Source organism: Bradyrhizobium sp. 132 (assembly GCF_023074185.1).
GTDB lineage: Bacteria > Pseudomonadota > Alphaproteobacteria > Rhizobiales > Xanthobacteraceae > Bradyrhizobium.
Genome location: NZ_JADPKY010000103.1, coordinates 102,519 through 120,548, shown reverse-complemented (window position 1 = coordinate 120,548; position 18,030 = coordinate 102,519). Strand labels below are relative to the sequence as shown.

At 65.5% G+C, this 18,030-nt stretch carries 14 protein-coding genes; all 14 read left to right on the top strand.

Features of this window, described 5'->3' with window-relative positions; genetic code table 11:
- Positions 1-513 precede the first annotated feature (513 nt).
- On the top strand, positions 514-1,503 hold the full coding sequence (rsmH, locus tag IVA74_RS20780; protein WP_247347750.1) for a 16S rRNA (cytosine(1402)-N(4))-methyltransferase RsmH: 990 nt from the start codon (positions 514-516) through the stop codon (positions 1,501-1,503).
- 3 nt (positions 1,504-1,506) lie between these two features.
- Entirely contained in the window at positions 1,507-1,899 is a 393-nt protein-coding gene (locus tag IVA74_RS20775) for a hypothetical protein (protein WP_247347749.1), read from the top strand.
- Positions 1,896-3,650 (top strand): penicillin-binding protein 2, encoded by a 1,755-nt coding sequence (locus IVA74_RS20770; RefSeq protein WP_247347748.1) that lies wholly within the window; start codon positions 1,896-1,898, stop codon positions 3,648-3,650. The genes IVA74_RS20775 and IVA74_RS20770 overlap by 4 nt, the downstream gene beginning before the upstream one ends.
- An 84-nt stretch (positions 3,651-3,734) precedes the next feature.
- Positions 3,735-5,207, top strand: a complete 1,473-nt coding sequence (locus IVA74_RS20765) for a UDP-N-acetylmuramoyl-L-alanyl-D-glutamate--2,6-diaminopimelate ligase (protein WP_247347871.1) — start codon at positions 3,735-3,737, stop codon at positions 5,205-5,207.
- Entirely contained in the window at positions 5,204-6,583 is a 1,380-nt protein-coding gene (murF, locus tag IVA74_RS20760) for a UDP-N-acetylmuramoyl-tripeptide--D-alanyl-D-alanine ligase (RefSeq protein WP_247347746.1), read from the top strand. The genes IVA74_RS20765 and murF overlap by 4 nt, the downstream gene beginning before the upstream one ends.
- Before the next feature lie 187 nt (positions 6,584-6,770).
- Positions 6,771-7,874, top strand: coding sequence for a phospho-N-acetylmuramoyl-pentapeptide-transferase (mraY, locus tag IVA74_RS20755; protein ID WP_247347744.1), 1,104 nt, complete (start codon positions 6,771-6,773; stop codon positions 7,872-7,874).
- 7 nt (positions 7,875-7,881) lie between these two features.
- Entirely contained in the window at positions 7,882-9,282 is a 1,401-nt protein-coding gene (gene murD / locus IVA74_RS20750; RefSeq protein WP_247347742.1) for a UDP-N-acetylmuramoyl-L-alanine--D-glutamate ligase, read from the top strand.
- Positions 9,283-9,443: 161 nt separating this feature from the next.
- Entirely contained in the window at positions 9,444-10,595 is a 1,152-nt protein-coding gene (gene ftsW, locus IVA74_RS20745; protein ID WP_247347739.1) for a putative lipid II flippase FtsW, read from the top strand.
- 166 nt (positions 10,596-10,761) lie between these two features.
- The gene (gene murG / locus IVA74_RS20740) at positions 10,762-11,862 is read left to right on the top strand and encodes an undecaprenyldiphospho-muramoylpentapeptide beta-N-acetylglucosaminyltransferase (protein WP_247347737.1); all 1,101 of its coding nucleotides are present in this window, start codon (positions 10,762-10,764) and stop codon (positions 11,860-11,862) included.
- Between the two features lie 123 nt (positions 11,863-11,985).
- Positions 11,986-13,389: a UDP-N-acetylmuramate--L-alanine ligase gene (gene murC, locus IVA74_RS20735; protein ID WP_247347735.1), complete on the top strand. Its 1,404-nt coding sequence runs from the start codon at positions 11,986-11,988 to the stop codon at positions 13,387-13,389.
- A 4-nt stretch (positions 13,390-13,393) separates the two neighbouring features.
- Positions 13,394-14,314 carry a UDP-N-acetylmuramate dehydrogenase gene (gene murB, locus IVA74_RS20730; RefSeq protein ID WP_247347733.1) on the top strand — a complete coding sequence of 307 codons (921 nt, stop codon included), beginning with the start codon at positions 13,394-13,396 and terminating at the stop codon, positions 14,312-14,314.
- 22 nt (positions 14,315-14,336) lie between these two features.
- The gene (locus IVA74_RS20725) at positions 14,337-15,323 is read left to right on the top strand and encodes a D-alanine--D-alanine ligase (protein ID WP_247347731.1); all 987 of its coding nucleotides are present in this window, start codon (positions 14,337-14,339) and stop codon (positions 15,321-15,323) included.
- Positions 15,324-15,673: 350 nt separating this feature from the next.
- On the top strand, positions 15,674-16,702 hold the full coding sequence (locus IVA74_RS20720; RefSeq protein ID WP_247347729.1) for a cell division protein FtsQ/DivIB: 1,029 nt from the start codon (positions 15,674-15,676) through the stop codon (positions 16,700-16,702).
- Positions 16,699-18,021, top strand: a complete 1,323-nt coding sequence (gene ftsA / locus IVA74_RS20715; RefSeq protein ID WP_247347727.1) for a cell division protein FtsA — start codon at positions 16,699-16,701, stop codon at positions 18,019-18,021. The genes IVA74_RS20720 and ftsA overlap by 4 nt, the downstream gene beginning before the upstream one ends.
- The last annotated feature ends 9 nt before the right edge of the window (positions 18,022-18,030 follow it).

Sequence of the window (18,030 nt, the reverse complement as noted above, 5' to 3'; positions counted from 1 at the left end):
CCTTGGGAACCGGGAGAACGCGTTGACGCTTCGAATCAGATCCAGACGGCGTGGACGAACCGGACGACATAAACAGCTCGAGACAGACAGAGAGTGGGCCAAGCCCTTCTCTTTACTATTTCTTTACCCTCCACCGTGCGCAATCGGGAGACGGGGTTAACGGGTGCATTTTGGCGCATGTGTGTGGATGCAGCATCACCGTCGCGTCAGGTTTTCGACTTGTCACGAGCCGATCAACGCTTTCTTAACGCTAAGGGCCGTTACTGAGAGATGAAGAGCCGACCCGTGTCCGGAGGCGGCCAAAAGCGTATTTTGGCTTGAAATCCCATGGCTGCCCGACAAATTCCACTGGGAACACTGGGTTGGCGGCTCAGGGTCACCGGGCTCGGTAACCATGCTGGACGGGGGTTGGGTCGTGGAACCGCCGCGACGCGGAATCATGCGAGGCGTTATGAGCTTGTTCGTCCCAGATCTCGCATGGACGTCCGGCGGGGCGCTCGGCAGGCTTGGCGCATGAACTCGGCTCCGCACATCCCCGTTCTTGGCCGCGAGGCTGTCGACCGCCTCGCCCTGCGCGAAGGCGGCCTTTATGTCGACGCCACCTTCGGTGCCGGCGGTTACAGCCGCGCGATTCTCGACGTGCCGGGAACCCGCCTGATCGCGATCGACCGCGACCGCACTGCGATCGCAGGCGGTGCCGGGCTGGTCGAACGCTCCGCGGGCCGGCTGACGCTCGTTGAAGATCGCTTCTCCAACCTCGCCGAGGTCTGCGCGGCTCAAGGCGTCGACGGCGTCGACGGCGTCGTGATGGACGTCGGGGTATCCTCGATGCAGCTCGACCAGGCCGGCCGCGGCTTCTCCTTCCGTCTCGACGGTCCGCTCGACATGCGGATGGGGCAGGCGGGACCGACCGCAGCCGACGTCGTGGCGCGTGCCTCCGAAGGCGATCTCGCCGACATCATTTATCTCCTCGGCGAAGAGCGGCATTCGCGCCGCGTTGCCCGCGCCATCGTCGCGGACCGGCAGGAGACGCCGTTCACGACCACGCGCGCGCTCGCCGATCTCGTCGGCAGGGTGGTTCGTTCCAAGCCCGGCGATATTCACCCGGCGACGCGGACGTTCCAGGCCCTGCGCATCTTCGTCAACGAAGAGCTCGAAGAGCTTCAGACCGCGCTTGCCGCGGCGGAGCGTGTGCTCAAGCCCGGCGGTCGCCTCGTGGTCGTCTCGTTCCATTCGCTGGAAGACCGCATCGTCAAGAATTTTCTCGCCGAGCGTAGCAAGACCGGTGGCGGCTCACGGCATCTGCCGGAAGTGTCGCAGGCTGTGCCCAGCTTCCAGCTTTTGACGCGGCGGCCGGTGATCGCAGGTGAAGACGAGGTCGCGCAGAACCCGCGCGCGCGGTCTGCAAAACTGCGCGCCGCCGAGCGCACCTCGGCGCCTGCGCATGATGATGGCGAGCAATCGCCCTGGCCAAAACTCTCCGACGTCATGAGGGGCGGCTAGCGCATGCGCTTCATCCACCTCCTCGTCATCGGCGCGCTGGTCTTTGCGGCGGCCTATGTCTACCGGATCAAGATGGACTCCACGGCGCGCACCGAAAAGGTGCTGCGGCTGCATGCCGAAATTCGCGAGCAGCGCGACGCCATCGCGGCGCTCCGCTCCGAATGGGCCAAGCTCGACGCGCCCCTGCGCCTGCAAGGCCTGTCGGACCGGCATCTGCAGCTCAAGCCGGTCAACGGCACGCAGTACGATTCACTGAAGAACCTGCCCGAGCGTCCGCCGCGGATGTTCAGGCCGGGCGAGCCGGATCCGATCGGCGCCATGCTCAACACCATCGAAGCCGCGAGCGATCCCGACACGGTGACGGGTTCCGTGCCTCAGCCCGAGGACAAGCAATGAGTGCTGTGACCCCGGCCAAACCTGCAGCAAAGCCGACTGAGCCCTGGCGGCAGCGGCTGATCCGCAGCCTGCTTTATGGGCGCAACGTCGATCGCGCCGCGAAGGCACGCGCGCGCGTCGGCCTGGCGATGCTCGCCTTCGTCGCGGTCTACGCCCTCATCGGCGGCCGGCTCGTGATGTTCGCGATCGGCGCCGACGCTCACGGCGCGCGCCGCGCCGCGGCGCAGGAGGTGGTCGCGACCGCGCGGCCCGACATCATCGATCGCAACGGCGCGATCCTCGCGACCGACGTCAAAGCGTCGAGCCTGTTCGGCGAGCCGCGCCGCATCATCGACAAGGATGAGGCGATCGAGCTCCTGACCGCCACCGTGCCCGATCTCGACGAGGTCGAGGTTCGCGAGCGCCTGTCGTCGCGCAAGGGCTTCGTCTGGCTCAAGCGCGAGATCACGGCGAAGCAGCAGCAGGACATCCACAAGCTCGGCATTCCCGGCATCGGTTTCCTGCGCGAGAACAAGCGCGTCTATCCGACCGGCAACGAGGTCGCCCACCTCATCGGTCTCGTCAACATCGACAACCAGGGCATCGCCGGCATGGAGAAGTGGCTCGACAATCAAGGGCTGGCCGATCTCCACCGCGCAGGTTTTGCCACCGACCGGCTGCAAAAGCCGATCGAGCTCTCGGTCGATCTGCGCGTCGAGCACGCCCTGCGCGACGAGCTCCTGAAGGCCAAGGAGAAGTACCACACCAAGGCCGCCTCCGGCATCGTCTCCAACGTCAAGACCGGCGAGATCGTGGCGATGGTCTCCCTTCCGGACTTCGATCCCAACAATCCGAAGGAAGCGCACGACCCCGACCGCATCAATCGCCTGACCACCGGCGTCTACGAGATGGGCTCGACCTTCAAGGCGTTCACGCTGGCGATGGCGCTCGATTCCGGCAAGATCAATTTGAACTCGATGTGGGATGCACGGGGAAACCTGCACTACGGCAAGTTCACCATCCATGACAGCCATTCGCTCGGACGTTTCATCAACACCAAGGAAGTGTTCACGTTCTCGTCCAACATCGGTGCCGCGCGGATCGCGCTCGGCCAGGGCGTCGAGGCGCACAAGGCGTTCCTCGCCAAGATGGGCCAGTTGACCCGGCTGCGCACCGAGCTGCCGGAGAGCGCGGCTCCGCTGATACCGCGCCGCTGGGGCGAGCTGAACACGGTCACCATCGCGTTCGGCCAGGGCATGTCGGTGGCGCCACTGCAGGCGGTGATGGGCATCAACGCGCTGGTGAACGGCGGCTATTTGATTCCGCCGACCTTCATGAAGCGCACGGAGTCCGAAGCGGCGGCGATGGCGAAACGCGTGATCAAGCAGGACACCAGCGACAAGATGCGGTTCCTGATGCGGCTCAATGCCGAAATCGGCACCGCCAAGACCGCCGACGTCAAGGGTTACTATGTCGGCGGCAAGACCGGCACGTCCGAAAAGGTCATCAACGGCCGCTATGCCAAGAAGCGCGTGCTCAACTCCTTCACCGCGATCATGCCCTGCGACGATCCGAAATATCAGATCCTGATCATGCTCGACGAGCCGCAGGCGATTCCTGAAACGAAGGGTTTCATCACCTCCGGTTGGAACGCGGTGCCGACCGGCGGCAAGGTGATCGAGCGGATCGCGCCGCTTCTGGGCATCGAGCCGCGGTTCGACCTGCCGCCGTCCGAGCGCCTTATTCTTGCAGCATCCAGGACAACCCAGTAATCAACCGGGTGGGCCGTTGCCGCCGCTGAGTCGGGATTTCTCTGAAGATTCGGCGCTCCGGTGCGGCATGTCGACTGGAAGACCATGAAGCTGCGCGACCTCCTAGGTCAGGATGTTCTGGGCAATGATGCCGCACTCGAGCCCGCTGTCGCGGCGCTCGATGTGAACGGCGTTGCCCTCGACAGCCGCGTGGTCAAGCCGGGCGATCTCTTCTTCGCACTTGCGGGCAGCAAGACCGACGGTGCGCGCTTCATCGATGCTGCGATTGCCGCAGGCGCGGTGGCGGTGGTCGGCGACCATGCGCCGGCGGCTGACAAGGTGCCGTTCATCACTGTCGCCAATCCGCGCCGTGCGCTGGCGTTGGCCGCAGCAAGTTTTTTTCCGACGCAGCCCGCGACCATCGCCGCGGTGACCGGCACCAGCGGCAAGACCTCGGTCGCGGCGTTCACGCGCCAGATCTGGGAACGGCTCGGGCATGCCTCCGCCAGCATCGGAACCATCGGTCTCGTTTCACCCAAGCGCACCGTCTACGGCTCGCTGACGACGCCCGATCCGATCGCGCTGCACCGGCAGCTCGACGAGATCGCGCGCGAGGGCGTCACGCATCTCGCTTTCGAGGCGTCCTCGCACGGGCTCGATCAGTATCGCCTCGACGGCGTGCGCATTTCCGCCGGCGGCTTCACCAATCTCTCGCGCGACCACATGGATTATCACCCGACCGTCGCGCATTACCTCGCGGCCAAGCTGCGCCTGTTCAGTGAGCTGGTTCAGCCTGGAGGCGCGGCGGTGATTTCGGCCGATCATGATTGCTCGGCAGAGGCGATCGACGCGGCAAAGTCGCGCGGCTTGCGCGTGATGGCGGTCGGTCGCAACGGCGACGGGGCAGGCGAGGGCATTCGTCTCGCTGGTGCCGAAGTCGAAGGGTTTTCGCAAGTGCTCGCGCTCGAGCATCGCGGCAACCGCTATGCGATCCGGCTGCCGCTGGTCGGCGAATTCCAGATCGAGAACGCGCTGGTGTCGGCCGGCCTTGCCATCGGCACCGGCAGCGACGCCGCAAATGTGTTTGCAAGCCTGGAGCATCTCGAAGGCGCCAAGGGTCGGTTGGAGCGCGTCGGCGAACGCAATGGCGCGCCGATCTTCGTCGATTACGCGCACAAGCCCGATGCGCTGGCGAAGGCGCTGCAGGCGTTGCGTCCCTACGCCAGGCGCAGGCTGGTCGTCGTGTTCGGCGCCGGCGGCGACCGCGATGCCGGCAAGCGTCCGATCATGGGCGAGATCGCCGCTGACAACGCCGACGGAATCATCGTCACCGACGACAATCCGCGCAGTGAGAAGCCGGAGGCCATCCGCGCCGAGATCCTCGCGGCCGCCAAAGGCGCGCGCGAAATCGGCGACCGCGCCGCGGCGATCCGCATTGCGATCGAGGAATTGGAAGACGGCGATGCGCTGCTCATCGCCGGCAAGGGACACGAGACCGGGCAGATCGTCGGCGGAGAGGTTTTGCCCTTCAGCGATCACGAGGCGGTCGCCGCCGCACTAGCGTCGAGGGTTGCATGAGTGCGCCAATATGGACGGTGGCTCAAGTGGCACATGCGCTGGGCGCTGCCGGATCATTCCCGGACACGCCGATCGATGTCGTCACCCAGGACAGCCGGCTGGTGAAACCGGGCAGCCTGTTCGTCGCGCTGAGTGGCACGCCGAGTGGCGGCTTCATCTCGGCCTTCGCCAGCGCGCGTGATGGTTGGGAGTTCGCGGACAAGGCGGAAGCTTCCGGCGCGGTCGCGATGATCGTGCCGCACCAGATCGCTGGCATCCGCATTCCCCAGATCGTCGTCAAGGACACGCTGATCGACGGTCTCTGGGGCCTCGCGCGTGCCGCACGCGCACGCTTCAAAGGACCAGTCATCGGGCTCACCGGCAGCGCCGGCAAGACCAGCACCAAGGAGTTTCTGGCCGCCTATCCCGGCGCTTATGCCAGTCCGGCGAGCTTCAACAATTTCTGGGGCGTGCCGCTGACGCTGTGCAATGCGCGGCCCGATGCCAGTCTCTGGGTCGTCGAGATGGGCATGAACCAGACCGGCGAGATCGGGCGGCTCAGCGAACTGACGCGGCCGACGGTTGCGCTCGTCGTCAACGTCCAGCCGGTGCATCTCGAGAAGCTCGGCTCGCTCGAAGCCATCCGCCGCGAGAAGGTGTCGATCGCCCTCGGCCTGTCCTCGGACGGCGTGCTGGTGCTGCCCGCCGGGATCAAGGCGCCGGACTGGAAGGGCAAGGTCGCACGCTTCGGCGAGAAAGCCGAAGTGCACGAGGTCGCGCACGCGCCGCATGGCGACAGCTGGCAGGTCGTGGCCGCGCTCGGCAAGAAGGAGATCGCCTTCAGCCTGACGCCGGGCGCGCCGCACCGTGTGCAGAATGCGCTCGCCGCGCTTGCTTCGATTCGTGCGGCGAACCTCGATGCGGCGACGCTTGCGACCAAGCTCGACCGCGTCGGCATCATGACCGGCCGCGGCGTCGAGCAAGCGGTCGGCGGCGTTACCGTGATCGACGACAGTTTCAACGGCAACCCGGCCAGCGTTGCTGCTGCGCTGCAAAGCCTCCAGGCGCGCAACATGACAAGCGGCCGCCGCATTGCGGTGCTCGGCGACATGCTGGAACTGGGCGACGGCGCGCCGGGCTATCACACCGACCTCGCCAAGCATCTCAACGGCATCGACGGCGTCTATTGCGTCGGGCCCTTGATGCGTCACCTCTTCGAGGTGCTCCCCGCCGGCAAGGGTCTCGGCTGGCACGACGATCCCGTCACGCTGAAGCCGGGCGAGGTCGCAAATCTGCTGAGGGCAGGCGATGTCGTGGTTGTCAAGGGCAGCAAGAAGATGTTCTGGGTCAACAAGTTTGTGCCGGGCCTAGTGGCCGCCTTGCAGGCAAAGGCGTAAACTGCTTGGAAGGCGCTGCTCCCGAATCCCACCCTTTGCGGCGCGAAACCGTCCGTTTTCTTTAGAGGTCGCCCGACCCCATGATGAAGACCAGCGAATGCGCGTGAGGCACGTCGAGTCCAATACCAAGAACACGGCCATAACCACGGCCAAGAACGCGTGCGAAAAGCGCCATAGGACCGTCTGAATGTTTTACTGGCTGATCGAGCTCTCCAACACATTTCCGGGCTTCGGTGCCGTTCGCACCTTCCTGAACGTCTTCCGCTACATCACCTTCCGCACCGGCGGCGCGGTCGTCACCGGCGCGCTGTTCGTGTTCCTGTTCGGGCCCTGGATCATCGACCATCTGCGCCTCCGCCAGGGCAAGGGCCAGCCGATCCGGGCCGATGGCCCGCAATCGCATCTCGCCAAGAAAGGCACGCCCACCATGGGCGGGCTGATGATCCTGTCTGGCCTCACGGTCGGCACCGTGTTGTGGGCCAATCCGCTCAACCCCTACGTCTGGATCGTGCTGGCAGTGACGCTCGGCTTCGGGTTCGTTGGCTTCTATGACGATTATCTCAAGGTGACCAAGCAGACCACGACGGGCTTCGGCAGCAAGCTTCGCCTGCTGATCGAGGCGGCCATCGCGCTGGTCGCCTGCTACGCACTGGTGCGGCTGAACCGCGATCCCGCGTCGACCGCGCTGACGATTCCTTTCCTGAAGGACACGGTGCTGCATTTTGGCTGGTTCTTTATCGTGTTCGGTGCCTTTGTCATCGTCGGCGCCGGTAACGCGGTGAACCTCACCGACGGTCTCGACGGCCTTGCCATCGTGCCTGTGATGATCGCGACCGCGAGCTTTGCGATGATCGCCTATCTCGCCGGCAACGCGGTGTTCGCCGATTATCTCCAGATCAAATATGTCGCCGGTACCGGCGAACTCGCGGTGCTCTGCGGCGCGCTGCTGGGCGCCGGCCTCGGCTTCCTCTGGTTCAACGCGCCGCCGGCCTCGATCTTCATGGGCGACACCGGCTCGCTTGCGCTCGGCGGCATGCTGGGTGCGATCGCGGTGGCGGTGAAGCACGAGATCGTGCTCGCGGTGATCGGCGGCCTGTTCGTGCTGGAGGCGGTCTCCGTCATCGTGCAGGTGGTGTCGTTCAAGATGACCGGAAAACGCATCTTCCGGATGGCGCCGATCCATCACCATTTCGAGCAACTCGGCTGGACCGAGCCGCAGATCGTGATTCGCTTCTGGATCATCTCGGTGATGCTGGCGCTGGCGGGCTTGTCGACCTTGAAGCTGCGGTGACCGGTCGATGATCCCCGTCACGTCCTTTGCCGGCAAGACGGTCGCAGTGTTCGGCCTCGGCGGCTCGGGGCTCGCGTCCTGTCACGCGTTGAAAGCGGGCGGCGCCGAGGTGATCGCCGCCGACGACAGTGCCGAGAACGTCGCCAAGGCCGCGCAGGCGGGCTTCATCACGGCTGATTTGCGAAACGTCTCCTGGGCGAATTTCGCGGCGCTGGTGCTCGCGCCCGGCGTGCCGCTGACACATCCGGTCCCGCATTGGAGCGTGCTGAAGGCGCGCGAGGTGGGCGTCGAGGTGATCGGCGACATCGAGCTGTTCTGCCGCGAGCGGCGGCGGAACGCGCCGGACGCGCCGTTGGTCGCCATCACCGGCACCAACGGCAAGTCGACCACCACGGCGCTGATCGCGCACCTGACGAAAGTTGCCGGCTACGACACCCAGATGGGCGGCAATATCGGCACTGCGATCCTGTCGCTGGAGCCGCCGCGCATGGGCCGCGTCCACGTCATCGAGATGTCGTCCTACCAGATCGACCTCACGCCCTCGCTCGATCCCTCCGTCGGCATTTTGCTCAATGTCAGCGAGGACCATATCGACCGTCACGGCACCATCGCGCATTACGCCGCGGTGAAGGAACGCCTCGTTGCTGGTGTGCAGGGCGGCGGCACCGCGATCGTCGGTGTCGACGACGGGTTTTGCCGCGACATCGCCGACCGGCTCGATCGCGCAGGCAAGAAGGTGGAGCGCATTTCCGTCAAGAACCCGTTGGCGAGCGGCATCCATGTCGAGCACGGCACCATCGTGCGCAATTCGGGCGGCGCCCGCAGCGAGGTTGCCAGACTTGGTGGCATCGGCTCGCTGCGCGGCCTGCACAATGCGCAGAACGCGGCGTGCGCCGCAGCCGCCGCGCTCGCGATGGGCATCAGCCTCGATGTGCTTCAGAACGGCCTGCGCAGCTTTCCGGGCCTTGCACATCGCATGGAGCAGGTCGGCCGCCGCGGCAACGTGCTGTTCGTCAACGACTCCAAGGGCACCAACGCGGACGCCACCGCACATGCGCTGTCGTCCTTCGGCGATATCTTCTGGATCGCCGGCGGCAAGCCGAAGGCGGGCGGCATCACTGGGCTCACCGGCTACTTCCCGCGCATCCGCAAGGCCTATCTGATCGGCGAGGCCGCACCGGAGTTTTCCGGCACGCTCGGCACGCAAGTTCCGCACGAGATCAGCCAGACCCTCGACGTCGCCGTCGAGCATGCCGCGCGCGATGCGGAGGCGTCGGGCATCACTGACGCGGTCGTCCTGCTGTCACCCGCCTGCGCGTCCTTCGATCAGTACCGCAACTTCGAAATCCGCGGCACCAGGTTCCGCGAATTGGTGCAAGCACTGCCGGGTGTGAAGCCGGTGGTGTAGGGCGCGGCCGGCTCGTTGTTCTCCACTGTCGTCCGCACAGGCGGGCGATCCAGCATGACGGGCATTTGAGGTGGGACTCCCCGAAACATCCGCGATTCATTAACCCCCCGTAAACCAACCTCGGCGACCAATGGACCGACCTCTGTCCGAAAGTGGCCGCCATGCTCTCCCGTGAAGAACGCACCCCCTTTTCCGAGTGGTGGTGGACCGTCGACAAGCCGCTGATGGGCGCCATCCTGGCGCTGATGCTGACCGGCGTGATCCTGTCGCTGGCGGCGAGCCCGCCGGTTGCGACCCGCATCGGGCTCGATCCCTTCCATTTCTTCAGCCGTCACGTGCTGTTCCTGGTGCCGTCCTGCATCGTGCTGCTCGGGGTCTCCTTCCTGTCGCCGCGCGCGATCCGCCGCAGCGCGCTGATCATCTTCACGGTCAGCATCATCCTGATCGTGCTGACGCTCGCGATCGGCCCTGAGGTCAAGGGCTCGCGGCGCTGGATCACGCTGCTCGGCGTCAATATCCAGGCCTCTGAAGTGGCCAAGCCATCCTTCGTCGTCATCGCGGCCTGGCTGTTCGCGGAATCGACCAAGCGTCCGGAAATGCCGGCGACCTCGATGGCGCTGGTGCTGCTCTTGATGCTGGTGTCGCTGCTGGTGATGGAGCCGGACTTCGGCCAGACCATGCTGATCCTGATGGTGTGGGGCTCGCTGTTCTTCATCGCGGGCATGCGGATGATCTGGGTGTTCGGCCTTGCCGGGCTCGGAGCGGCCGGACTGTTCAGTGCTTACCTGTTCGTCCCCCACGTCGCCGGCCGCATCAAGCGCTTCATGAATCCGGCCTCCGGCGACACCTTCCAGGTCGATACCGCGATGGAAGCCTTCTACAACGGCGGCTGGTTCGGGCTCGGACCGGGCGAGGGCATCGCCAAGCGCAGCCTGCCGGACAGCCACACAGACTTCGTGTTCGCGGTCGCCGCCGAAGAGTTCGGCATCATCCTGTGCCTCGCCATGCTGGCGCTGTTCGCCTTCGTCGTCATCCGCACGTTGTCGCGCGCCTATGCCAACGAGGACATGTTCTCGCGCTTTGCGGCCTCGGGTCTCGCGATCCTGTTCGGCGTGCAGGCGGCGATCAACATGTCGGTCAACCTCCAGCTCATCCCCGCCAAGGGCATGACGCTGCCGTTCATCTCCTATGGCGGCTCCTCGATCGTGTCGCTGGCCTATGGCGTCGGCATGATGCTGGCGCTGACGCGGCTGCGCTCGCGCACGGAGGTCGAGGCAACCGGCCACGCCGAGGCGATGCGCAGCTACGCGTGACCCTCACCCTGAGGAGCCGCGCTACGCGCGGCGTCTCGAAGGGCGAGGCCACCGGCCGGGCCTGCATCCTTCGAGACGCGCGAAGATGCGCTCCTCAGGATGAGGATCAGGCAGTCTGGCCGGCTCGCTCGCAATAACGAGGGAGACACTGTAAAACTCCCCCACCATGGACAAATCCCCCCTGATTCTTCTCGCCGCGGGCGGCACCGGCGGCCATCTGTTTCCGGCCGAGGCGCTCGGCGTCGAATTGATCCGGCGCGGCTTCCGTGTCCGCCTCGTCACCGACGAGCGCGCGCTGCGCTACAGTGGGCTGTTCACCAAGGACATGATCGATGTCGTATCGAGCGAGACCGCGCGCGGCCGCAATCCGCTGCAGCTTGCCTATGCCGGCCTGACGCTCGCCGCCGGCACGCTGTCCGCCTACGGCCTGATCAAGCGATTGAAGCCGGTCGCCGTCGTCGGCTTCGGCGGCTATCCGACGCTGCCACCGCTGGTCGCGGCAAAATTCGCCGGCGTGCCCGGCATCATCCATGACGCCAATGCGGTGCTCGGCCGCGCCAACCGGTTCCTGTCGAGCCGCGTCCGCGCCATCGCGACGTCGTTGCCGGGCGTGCTCGACCGCGATCGGGCGCTATCCGGCAAGACCACGACCGTCGGAACGCCGATGCGACCGGCAATTCTCGCCGCAGCCGACGTGCCATATGCTGCGCCTGAAGTGAACGGCCCGCTGCGCCTGCTCGTCGTCGGCGGCAGCCAGGGTGCACGCATCATGGCCGACATCGTGCCTGGCGCGATCGAGCGCCTCGAGCCTGCGTTGTGGAGCCGGCTCGTTCTCACCCAGCAGGTGCGCGACGAGGACATGGCGCGCGTGCGCGCGGTCTACGACAAGCTCAAGATCAATGCCGAGCTTGCGCCGTTCTTCACAGATCTGCCGGCAAGGCTCGCCTCCAACCATCTGGTGGTGTCGCGCTCCGGTGCCGGCACCGTGGCCGAACTCGCCGCGATCGGGCGGCCCTCGATCCTCGTGCCGCTGCCCGGCGCGATCGACCAGGACCAGTTCGCCAATGCCGGCGTGCTGGCCAAGGTCGATGGCGCGATCCGCATCCTGCAGACCGAGTTTTCCTCCGATCGCCTCGCCGCCGAGATCTCCGCCTTTGCCGCCGAGCCCGCGCGTCTTGCCGCCATGGCCGAGGCCGCCCGCAGCGCCGGCCGGCTCGACGCGGCCGAGCGGCTGGCGGATCTTGTGGTCAAAGTTGCGGGAATCTGACGCGAAAAAGCCCTTGTCTTCGCCTTCTAAAGCGGGGCATCCAGTAGGAAAGGCCCGCGGCTGATTTGGCCGTGACCATCGCCAGAGCCGCTCTTGCAGTGCGGCAAGGTCAGGGAACAACGCATGAGACTGCCGCGCGAGATCGGACCCATCCACTTCGTCGGGATCGGCGGGATCGGCATGAGCGGCATCGCCGAAGTGCTGCTCAATCTCGGCTATTCCGTGCAGGGCTCGGACGCGTCCGACAATTACAATCTCGACCGTCTGCGCAAGAACGGCGCGAAGGTCTCGGTCGGCCACATGGCGGAGAACGTCGACGGCGCCGAGGTCGTCGTGGTCTCCACCGCGATCAAGCGCGACAATCCGGAACTGATGGCGGCGCGCGAACGGCGCATCCCCGTGGTGCGCCGCGCCGAGATGCTGGCCGAGCTGATGCGGCTGAAGAGCTGTGTCGCCATCGCCGGCACCCACGGCAAGACCACGACGACCACGATGGTCGCGACGCTGCTCGACGCCGGAGGCCTCGATCCCACTGTGATCAACGGCGGCATCATCAACGCTTATGGCTCCAACGCGCGTCTCGGTGCGGGCGACTGGATGGTGGTCGAAGCCGACGAGAGCGACGGCACATTCCTGAAGCTGCCGACGGAGGTCGCGATCGTCACCAATGTCGATCCCGAGCATCTCGATCACTTCAAGACCTTCGAGGCCGTGCAGGACGCGTTCCGAAACTTCGTCGAGAACCTGCCGTTCTACGGCTTTGCCGTGATGTGCATCGACCATCCCGTGGTGCAAACCCTGGTCGGCAAGATCGAGGACCGCCGCATCATCACCTATGGCGAGAATCCGCAGGCCGACGTGCGTTTCCTCGATCTGACACCGATGGGCGGAGGATCGAAGTTCAAGGTCGGGTTCCGCGATCGCAAGACCGGCCGCGTGCACGAGATCGCCGATCTCATGCTGCCGATGCCGGGACGCCACAACGCCTCCAACGCGACGGCCGCGATTGCGGTCGTGCGCGAACTCGGGGTGTCGGACGAGGCGATCCGCAAGGCGATCGCCGGCTTCGGCGGCGTCAAGCGCCGCTTCACCAAGACCGGCGAGTGGAACGGCGTCACCGTGATCGACGATTACGGCCATCATCCGGTCGAGATCGCCGCGGTGCTGAAGGCCGCGCGGGAGTCCACCAACGGCAAGATCGTCGCCGTGGTGCAGCCGCATCGCTACACCCGCCTGGAGTCGCTGTTCGAGGAATTCTGCACCTGCTTCAATGATGCGGATGCGGTGATCGTCGCCGAGGTCTATGCCGCAGGCGAGACGCCGATCGAAGGCATCGACCGCGACCATTTCGTCTCAGGCCTTCGCGCGCACGGCCACCGCGAGGTGATTCCGCTGCCGGCGGCACCGGAGCTTGCGGGCATCATCAACGCAATCGCAAAGCCGGGCGATCTCGTCGTGTGCCTGGGCGCCGGCAACATCACGCAATGGGCGTATGCGCTCCCCGGCGAATTGAAGGCGCTGGGGTAAGGCAGTGAGCTTTCCCGACATCACCCCCGCTCTCAAAGCCGCGATGCCGAAACTTCGCGGCCGGCTGCTCGCGAACCAGTCGCTCGCCGAGCTCAGCTGGTTTCGCGTCGGCGGTCCCGCGCAGGTGCTGTTCACGCCGGCGGACGAGGACGATCTCGCTTATTTCCTCGCGCATCTCGCAAGCGACATTCCCGTCTACGTCGTCGGCGTCGGCTCCAACCTGATCGTGCGCGACGGCGGCATAGCGGGCGTGGTGATCCGGCTGGCGCCGCGCGCCTTTGGCGAGGCGAGCGCGAGTGGCGATGTCGTCACAGCTGGAGCCGCCGCGCTCGACAAGCGCGTGGCGGAAGTCGCCGCTTCCGCCAATATCGGCGGGCTCGAATTCTACTTCGGCATTCCCGGCACGATCGGCGGGGCGCTGCGCATGAATGCGGGCGCCAATGGCGGTGAGACCAAGGACGTGTTGATCGAGGCGCGAGGCGTCGGGCGCGACGGCACGAAGCACGTCTTCTCCAATGCCGACATGAAGTTCGTCTACCGCAACAGCGGCGTCGATTCCTCCATCATCTTCACCTCCGCGGGTTTCCGCGGCAAGATCAGGGATGCCGAGGCGATCCGCGCGCGCATGGCGGAGGTGCAGACTCATCGCGAGACCGCGCAACCGATCCGCGAAAAGACCGGCGGTTCGACCTTCAAGAATCCGCAAGGCCATTCCGCCTGGAAGCTGGTCGATGCCGCCGGTTGCCGCGGTTTGCGCGTCGGCGGGGCTGAGGTCTCCGAGATGCACTGCAATTTCCTGATCAACACGGGTGACGCCACCGCGCACGACATCGAGACGCTGGGCGAGACCGTGCGTGAACGGGTGAAGGCAAATTCCGGAATTGAGCTACACTGGGAAATCAAGCGGATCGGAATTCCCCGCTAATTTGGACAAGCGACGAGAGAACATGCGCATCACCATCCTCTTCGGCGGCTCCAACCGCGAACGTCTGGTTTCGGTCGCGTCAGCCCAGGCGCTGCATCAGGCGCTGCCCGAGGCCGATCTCTGGTGGTGGGACGTCGAGGACAAGGTGCATGTCGTGCAGTCCAAGCAGCTGCTCGAACATGCCCGCCCGTTCGAGGACGAGTTCAAGCCGGGTACATCAGGCATTCCGCTGGCGCAGGCGCTCGACCAGGCCAAGGCCGAAGGTCGCGTGCTGGTGCTCGGCCTGCATGGCGGGCGTGCCGAGAACGGCGAATTGCAGGTGATGTGCGAGGCGCGCGGCGTGGCCTTCACCGGCTCGGGCTCGGCCTCCTCGCATCTTGCCTTCGACAAGATCGCGGCCAAGCATTTCGCCGCGCTCGGCGGCGTGACGCCGCCGGCCAACGTTGCGCTGGACGAGATCGACGAGGCGTTCGCCGAATACGGCCGGCTGATCGCAAAGCCCGCGAAGGATGGCTCGAGCTACGGCCTGATCTTCGTCAACGCCAAGCAGGATCTCGTCGCCGTCCGCAACGCGGCGAAGCACGAAGAATACGTGATCGAACCCTACATCGCCGGCGTCGAGGCGACCTGCGGCGTGCTGGAGCGGCCGGACGGGTCGATCATCGCGCTGCCGCCGATCGAGATCATTCCGGGCGAGGGTAGCTTCGACTACGCCGCGAAATATCTCTTGAAGTCGACCCAGGAGATCTGCCCCGGCCGCTTCACGGCGGAGATCACCGCCGCACTGAAGCAGCAATCGATGCTGGCGCACCGGGCGATGTCCTGTACCGGCTATTCCCGTTCGGACTTCATCGTCTCGGACAAGGGCCTGGTCTATCTCGAAACCAATACGCTGCCGGGCCTGACCAAGTCATCGCTCTATCCCAAGGCGCTGAAGGCCGAGGGCATCGAATTCGTCGACTTCCTGCGCGGCCTGGTCGAGCTCGCCGTGCCCGGTGTGCGAAAATAATTAGGATTGGTTAACGGCCGAAGTGGCGAAACGGCCGGTTTTGGAACCCAAAACCGGTAAAATGCCGGACATTGCGGCATAAATGCCTCACCGGCCTGGGCAAAAAGCTCTCGCCGTTAACGAACTTTACCTTTTGTTTACCAGGACGTCCGAAGGTTAACGCTGGCGGCGCATATGACGCTTTGGCTGCCGGCGCGTGGACCGTTGCGGGTGTTGTCACCTCCAGCGAACGCTCTGAAGGGGAGAGGTTTTCTTCTGCTGAAGACCAGCACCCGGCCCGGCAAGTCCGAGACGTCATATTCGCCAGGATCCGCGCGATGTCGCGGGCAAACTGTTGACGAGCTCGTGCAATGGATGGAGCAGGAAGCCTCACTCGGTCGCTTTTCAGATCGCTGAGGCCCCAAGCTGACCTGAAGGCGGCCGCTATCGGAGCGGTCGTGCTTCTGCGCGAGTGGGTGCAGGACAAGCGCGAGGAAAGACTTCACGGCGCCCGCGCGGCCGCCAGGGACAAGACCAAGGCCAAAGCCGTCGTCGAGCGCGAGCCGCCGCCGCGCGTGGTCGCGCTGGTCGAGCGCTTTATGCCGCGCCGGGTCGGGATCAGCATGACGGTGCTGCTCCTGATCGGAAGCTGCGGCTTCGGTATCGTCAAGGGCGGCCATCTCCAGGATTTCATCACCGCGGTCAACGACACCCGCAACGCGCTGGCCAATTCCGCGGGCTTCCGCATCACCTCCGTCGTGATCAACGGCCGCAAGCAGCTCAGCCAGGATGAGATTCTGGCGATCGGCGGCGTCAGCGGCCGCTCATCGCTGCTGTTCCTCGACGCCGACGCCGTGCGCGACAAGCTCAAGGGCAATCCCTGGATCGCGGATGCGACCGTGCTGAAGCTCTATCCGGGCCAGCTCATGATCGAGCTCACCGAGCGCAAGGCGTTCGCGCTGTGGCAGGAGGCCGGCCGGCTTTCCGTCATCGCCGATGACGGCGCCGTGCTCGAGGCCTATGTCTCGCGCCGGTTCCTGTCGCTGCCGCTCGTGGTCGGCAAGGGTGCCGATACGCAGGCCCGCGATTTCCTCGCGCTGCTGGCGCGCTATCCGCAAGTCAATTCGATCACCAAGGCCGCGATCTTCGTCGGCGAGCGGCGCTGGAACCTGAGGCTCAAGGATGGCCTCGATATCCGACTGCCCGAGCAGGACGTCGGCAACGCGCTTGCGATGCTGTCCAGGCTCGACAAGGAGGACAGGCTGTTCTCCCGCGACATCGTCGCCGTCGACCTGCGCCTGTCCGATCGGCTCGTGGTGCAGCTGTCCGAGGACGCCGCCAAAGCGCGCGAAGATTTGTTCAAGGACAAGAAGAAGAAAAAGACCGGGGACGCCGCATGACCGGTCTTGATCGCACCCAGACGCCGAAGACACGCCCGATGTCGCACAAGCGCAGCGGCCTCGTCGCCTGCCTCGACATCGGCACCAGCAAGATCGCCTGCATGATCGCGCGGCTGAGGCCGTCGGCGCCGAGCGAAGCCCTGCGCGATCGGACCCATGCGGTGGAACTGATCGGTTACAGCCAGATCCAGTCGCGCGGCATGAAGGCCGGCGCGGTGGTCGATCTAGGCGAATGCGAGCAGGCAGTGCGCCAGGCCGTCGGGCTTGCGGAGAAAATGGCCAAGGTGCGGGTCGAGTCCGTGTTGCTGTCGGTCTCCGGCGGCCGGCTCTCCGGCCAACTGGTCGAAGCTGCGGCCGACATCCGCGGTGGCGCCGTGACGCCGGCCGATGTCAGCCGCGTCACCTCCACCGGCATGCGCCACGCCACCGGCGAAGGCCGCACGGTGCTGCACGCGCTGCCGGTCGGCTACACGCTCGACGGCGTCAAAGGCATCCGCGATCCCCGCGGCATGGTCGCGCATCAGTTCGGCGTCGACATGAACGTCGTCACCTGCGACGCCACCGTGGCGCGCAACCTGATGCTGGCGGTCGAACGCTGCCACATCAACGTCGAAGCCATGGCGGCGAGCCCCTATGTGGCCGGCCTGTCGGTGCTGACCGACGACGAGGCCGATCTGGGCGCGGCCGTCGTCGAGATGGGCGCGGGCACGACAACGATCGCGGTCTATTCCGGCGGCCGGTTCGTGCATGCCGCGGGTTTTGCGGTCGGCGGGCAACATATCACGATGGATCTGGCGCGCGGACTCTCCGCGACCATTGCCGATGCCGAGCGAATCAAGACGTTATACGGGACCGTCATCACCGGCGGATCGGACTCGCGTGAGCTGATGTCTGTACCGACAGCCGGTGACGAACAGGATCTGCCGCAGATCGTCTCCCGCGCTACCATCGCCAATATCGTCAAGCACCGTGCCGAGGAAGTCTTCGAAATGGTTCGGGACAAGCTGAAGGATTCGCCCTTCGCCTCGGAGCCCAACGGCCGCGTCGTGCTCTCCGGCGGGGCCTCGCAGCTCACGGGTCTCGTCGAACTGGGAACGCAGATTCTCGGCCGGCCCGTGCGGGTCGGACGTCCGCTCGGTTTCGGCCGGCTGCCCAACGAGGCGAAGAACGCCGCGTTCGCGGTGCCCGCCGGACTTCTCGTCTACCCGCAATATGTTCACCAGGAACATGTCGAACCGCGGCATACGCGGCAGCAGGTCAAGACAGGGACGGGCGGCTATTTTGGAAAGGTCGGACGATGGCTACGCGAGGGCTTCTGATGAACCGGT

Bases quoted from the DNA above. Each gene is read 5' to 3' on its own strand.
- IVA74_RS20720 (WP_247347729.1), top strand. From the start codon at position 15,674: ATGGATGGAGCAGGAAGCCTCACTCGGTCGCTTTTCAGATCGCTGAGG.
- murD (WP_247347742.1), top strand. From the start codon at position 7,882: ATGATCCCCGTCACGTCCTTTGCCGGCAAGACGGTCGCAGTGTTCGGC.
- IVA74_RS20725 (WP_247347731.1), top strand. From the start codon at position 14,337: ATGCGCATCACCATCCTCTTCGGCGGCTCCAACCGCGAACGTCTGGTT.
- ftsA (WP_247347727.1), top strand. From the start codon at position 16,699: ATGACCGGTCTTGATCGCACCCAGACGCCGAAGACACGCCCGATGTCG.
- IVA74_RS20765 (WP_247347871.1), top strand. From the start codon at position 3,735: ATGAAGCTGCGCGACCTCCTAGGTCAGGATGTTCTGGGCAATGATGCC.
- murC (WP_247347735.1), top strand. From the start codon at position 11,986: ATGAGACTGCCGCGCGAGATCGGACCCATCCACTTCGTCGGGATCGGC.
- IVA74_RS20770 (WP_247347748.1), top strand. From the start codon at position 1,896: ATGAGTGCTGTGACCCCGGCCAAACCTGCAGCAAAGCCGACTGAGCCC.
- mraY (WP_247347744.1), top strand. From the start codon at position 6,771: ATGTTTTACTGGCTGATCGAGCTCTCCAACACATTTCCGGGCTTCGGT.
- murG (WP_247347737.1), top strand. From the start codon at position 10,762: ATGGACAAATCCCCCCTGATTCTTCTCGCCGCGGGCGGCACCGGCGGC.
- murF (WP_247347746.1), top strand. From the start codon at position 5,204: ATGAGTGCGCCAATATGGACGGTGGCTCAAGTGGCACATGCGCTGGGC.
- ftsW (WP_247347739.1), top strand. From the start codon at position 9,444: ATGCTCTCCCGTGAAGAACGCACCCCCTTTTCCGAGTGGTGGTGGACC.
- rsmH (WP_247347750.1), top strand. From the start codon at position 514: ATGAACTCGGCTCCGCACATCCCCGTTCTTGGCCGCGAGGCTGTCGAC.
- IVA74_RS20775 (WP_247347749.1), top strand. From the start codon at position 1,507: ATGCGCTTCATCCACCTCCTCGTCATCGGCGCGCTGGTCTTTGCGGCG.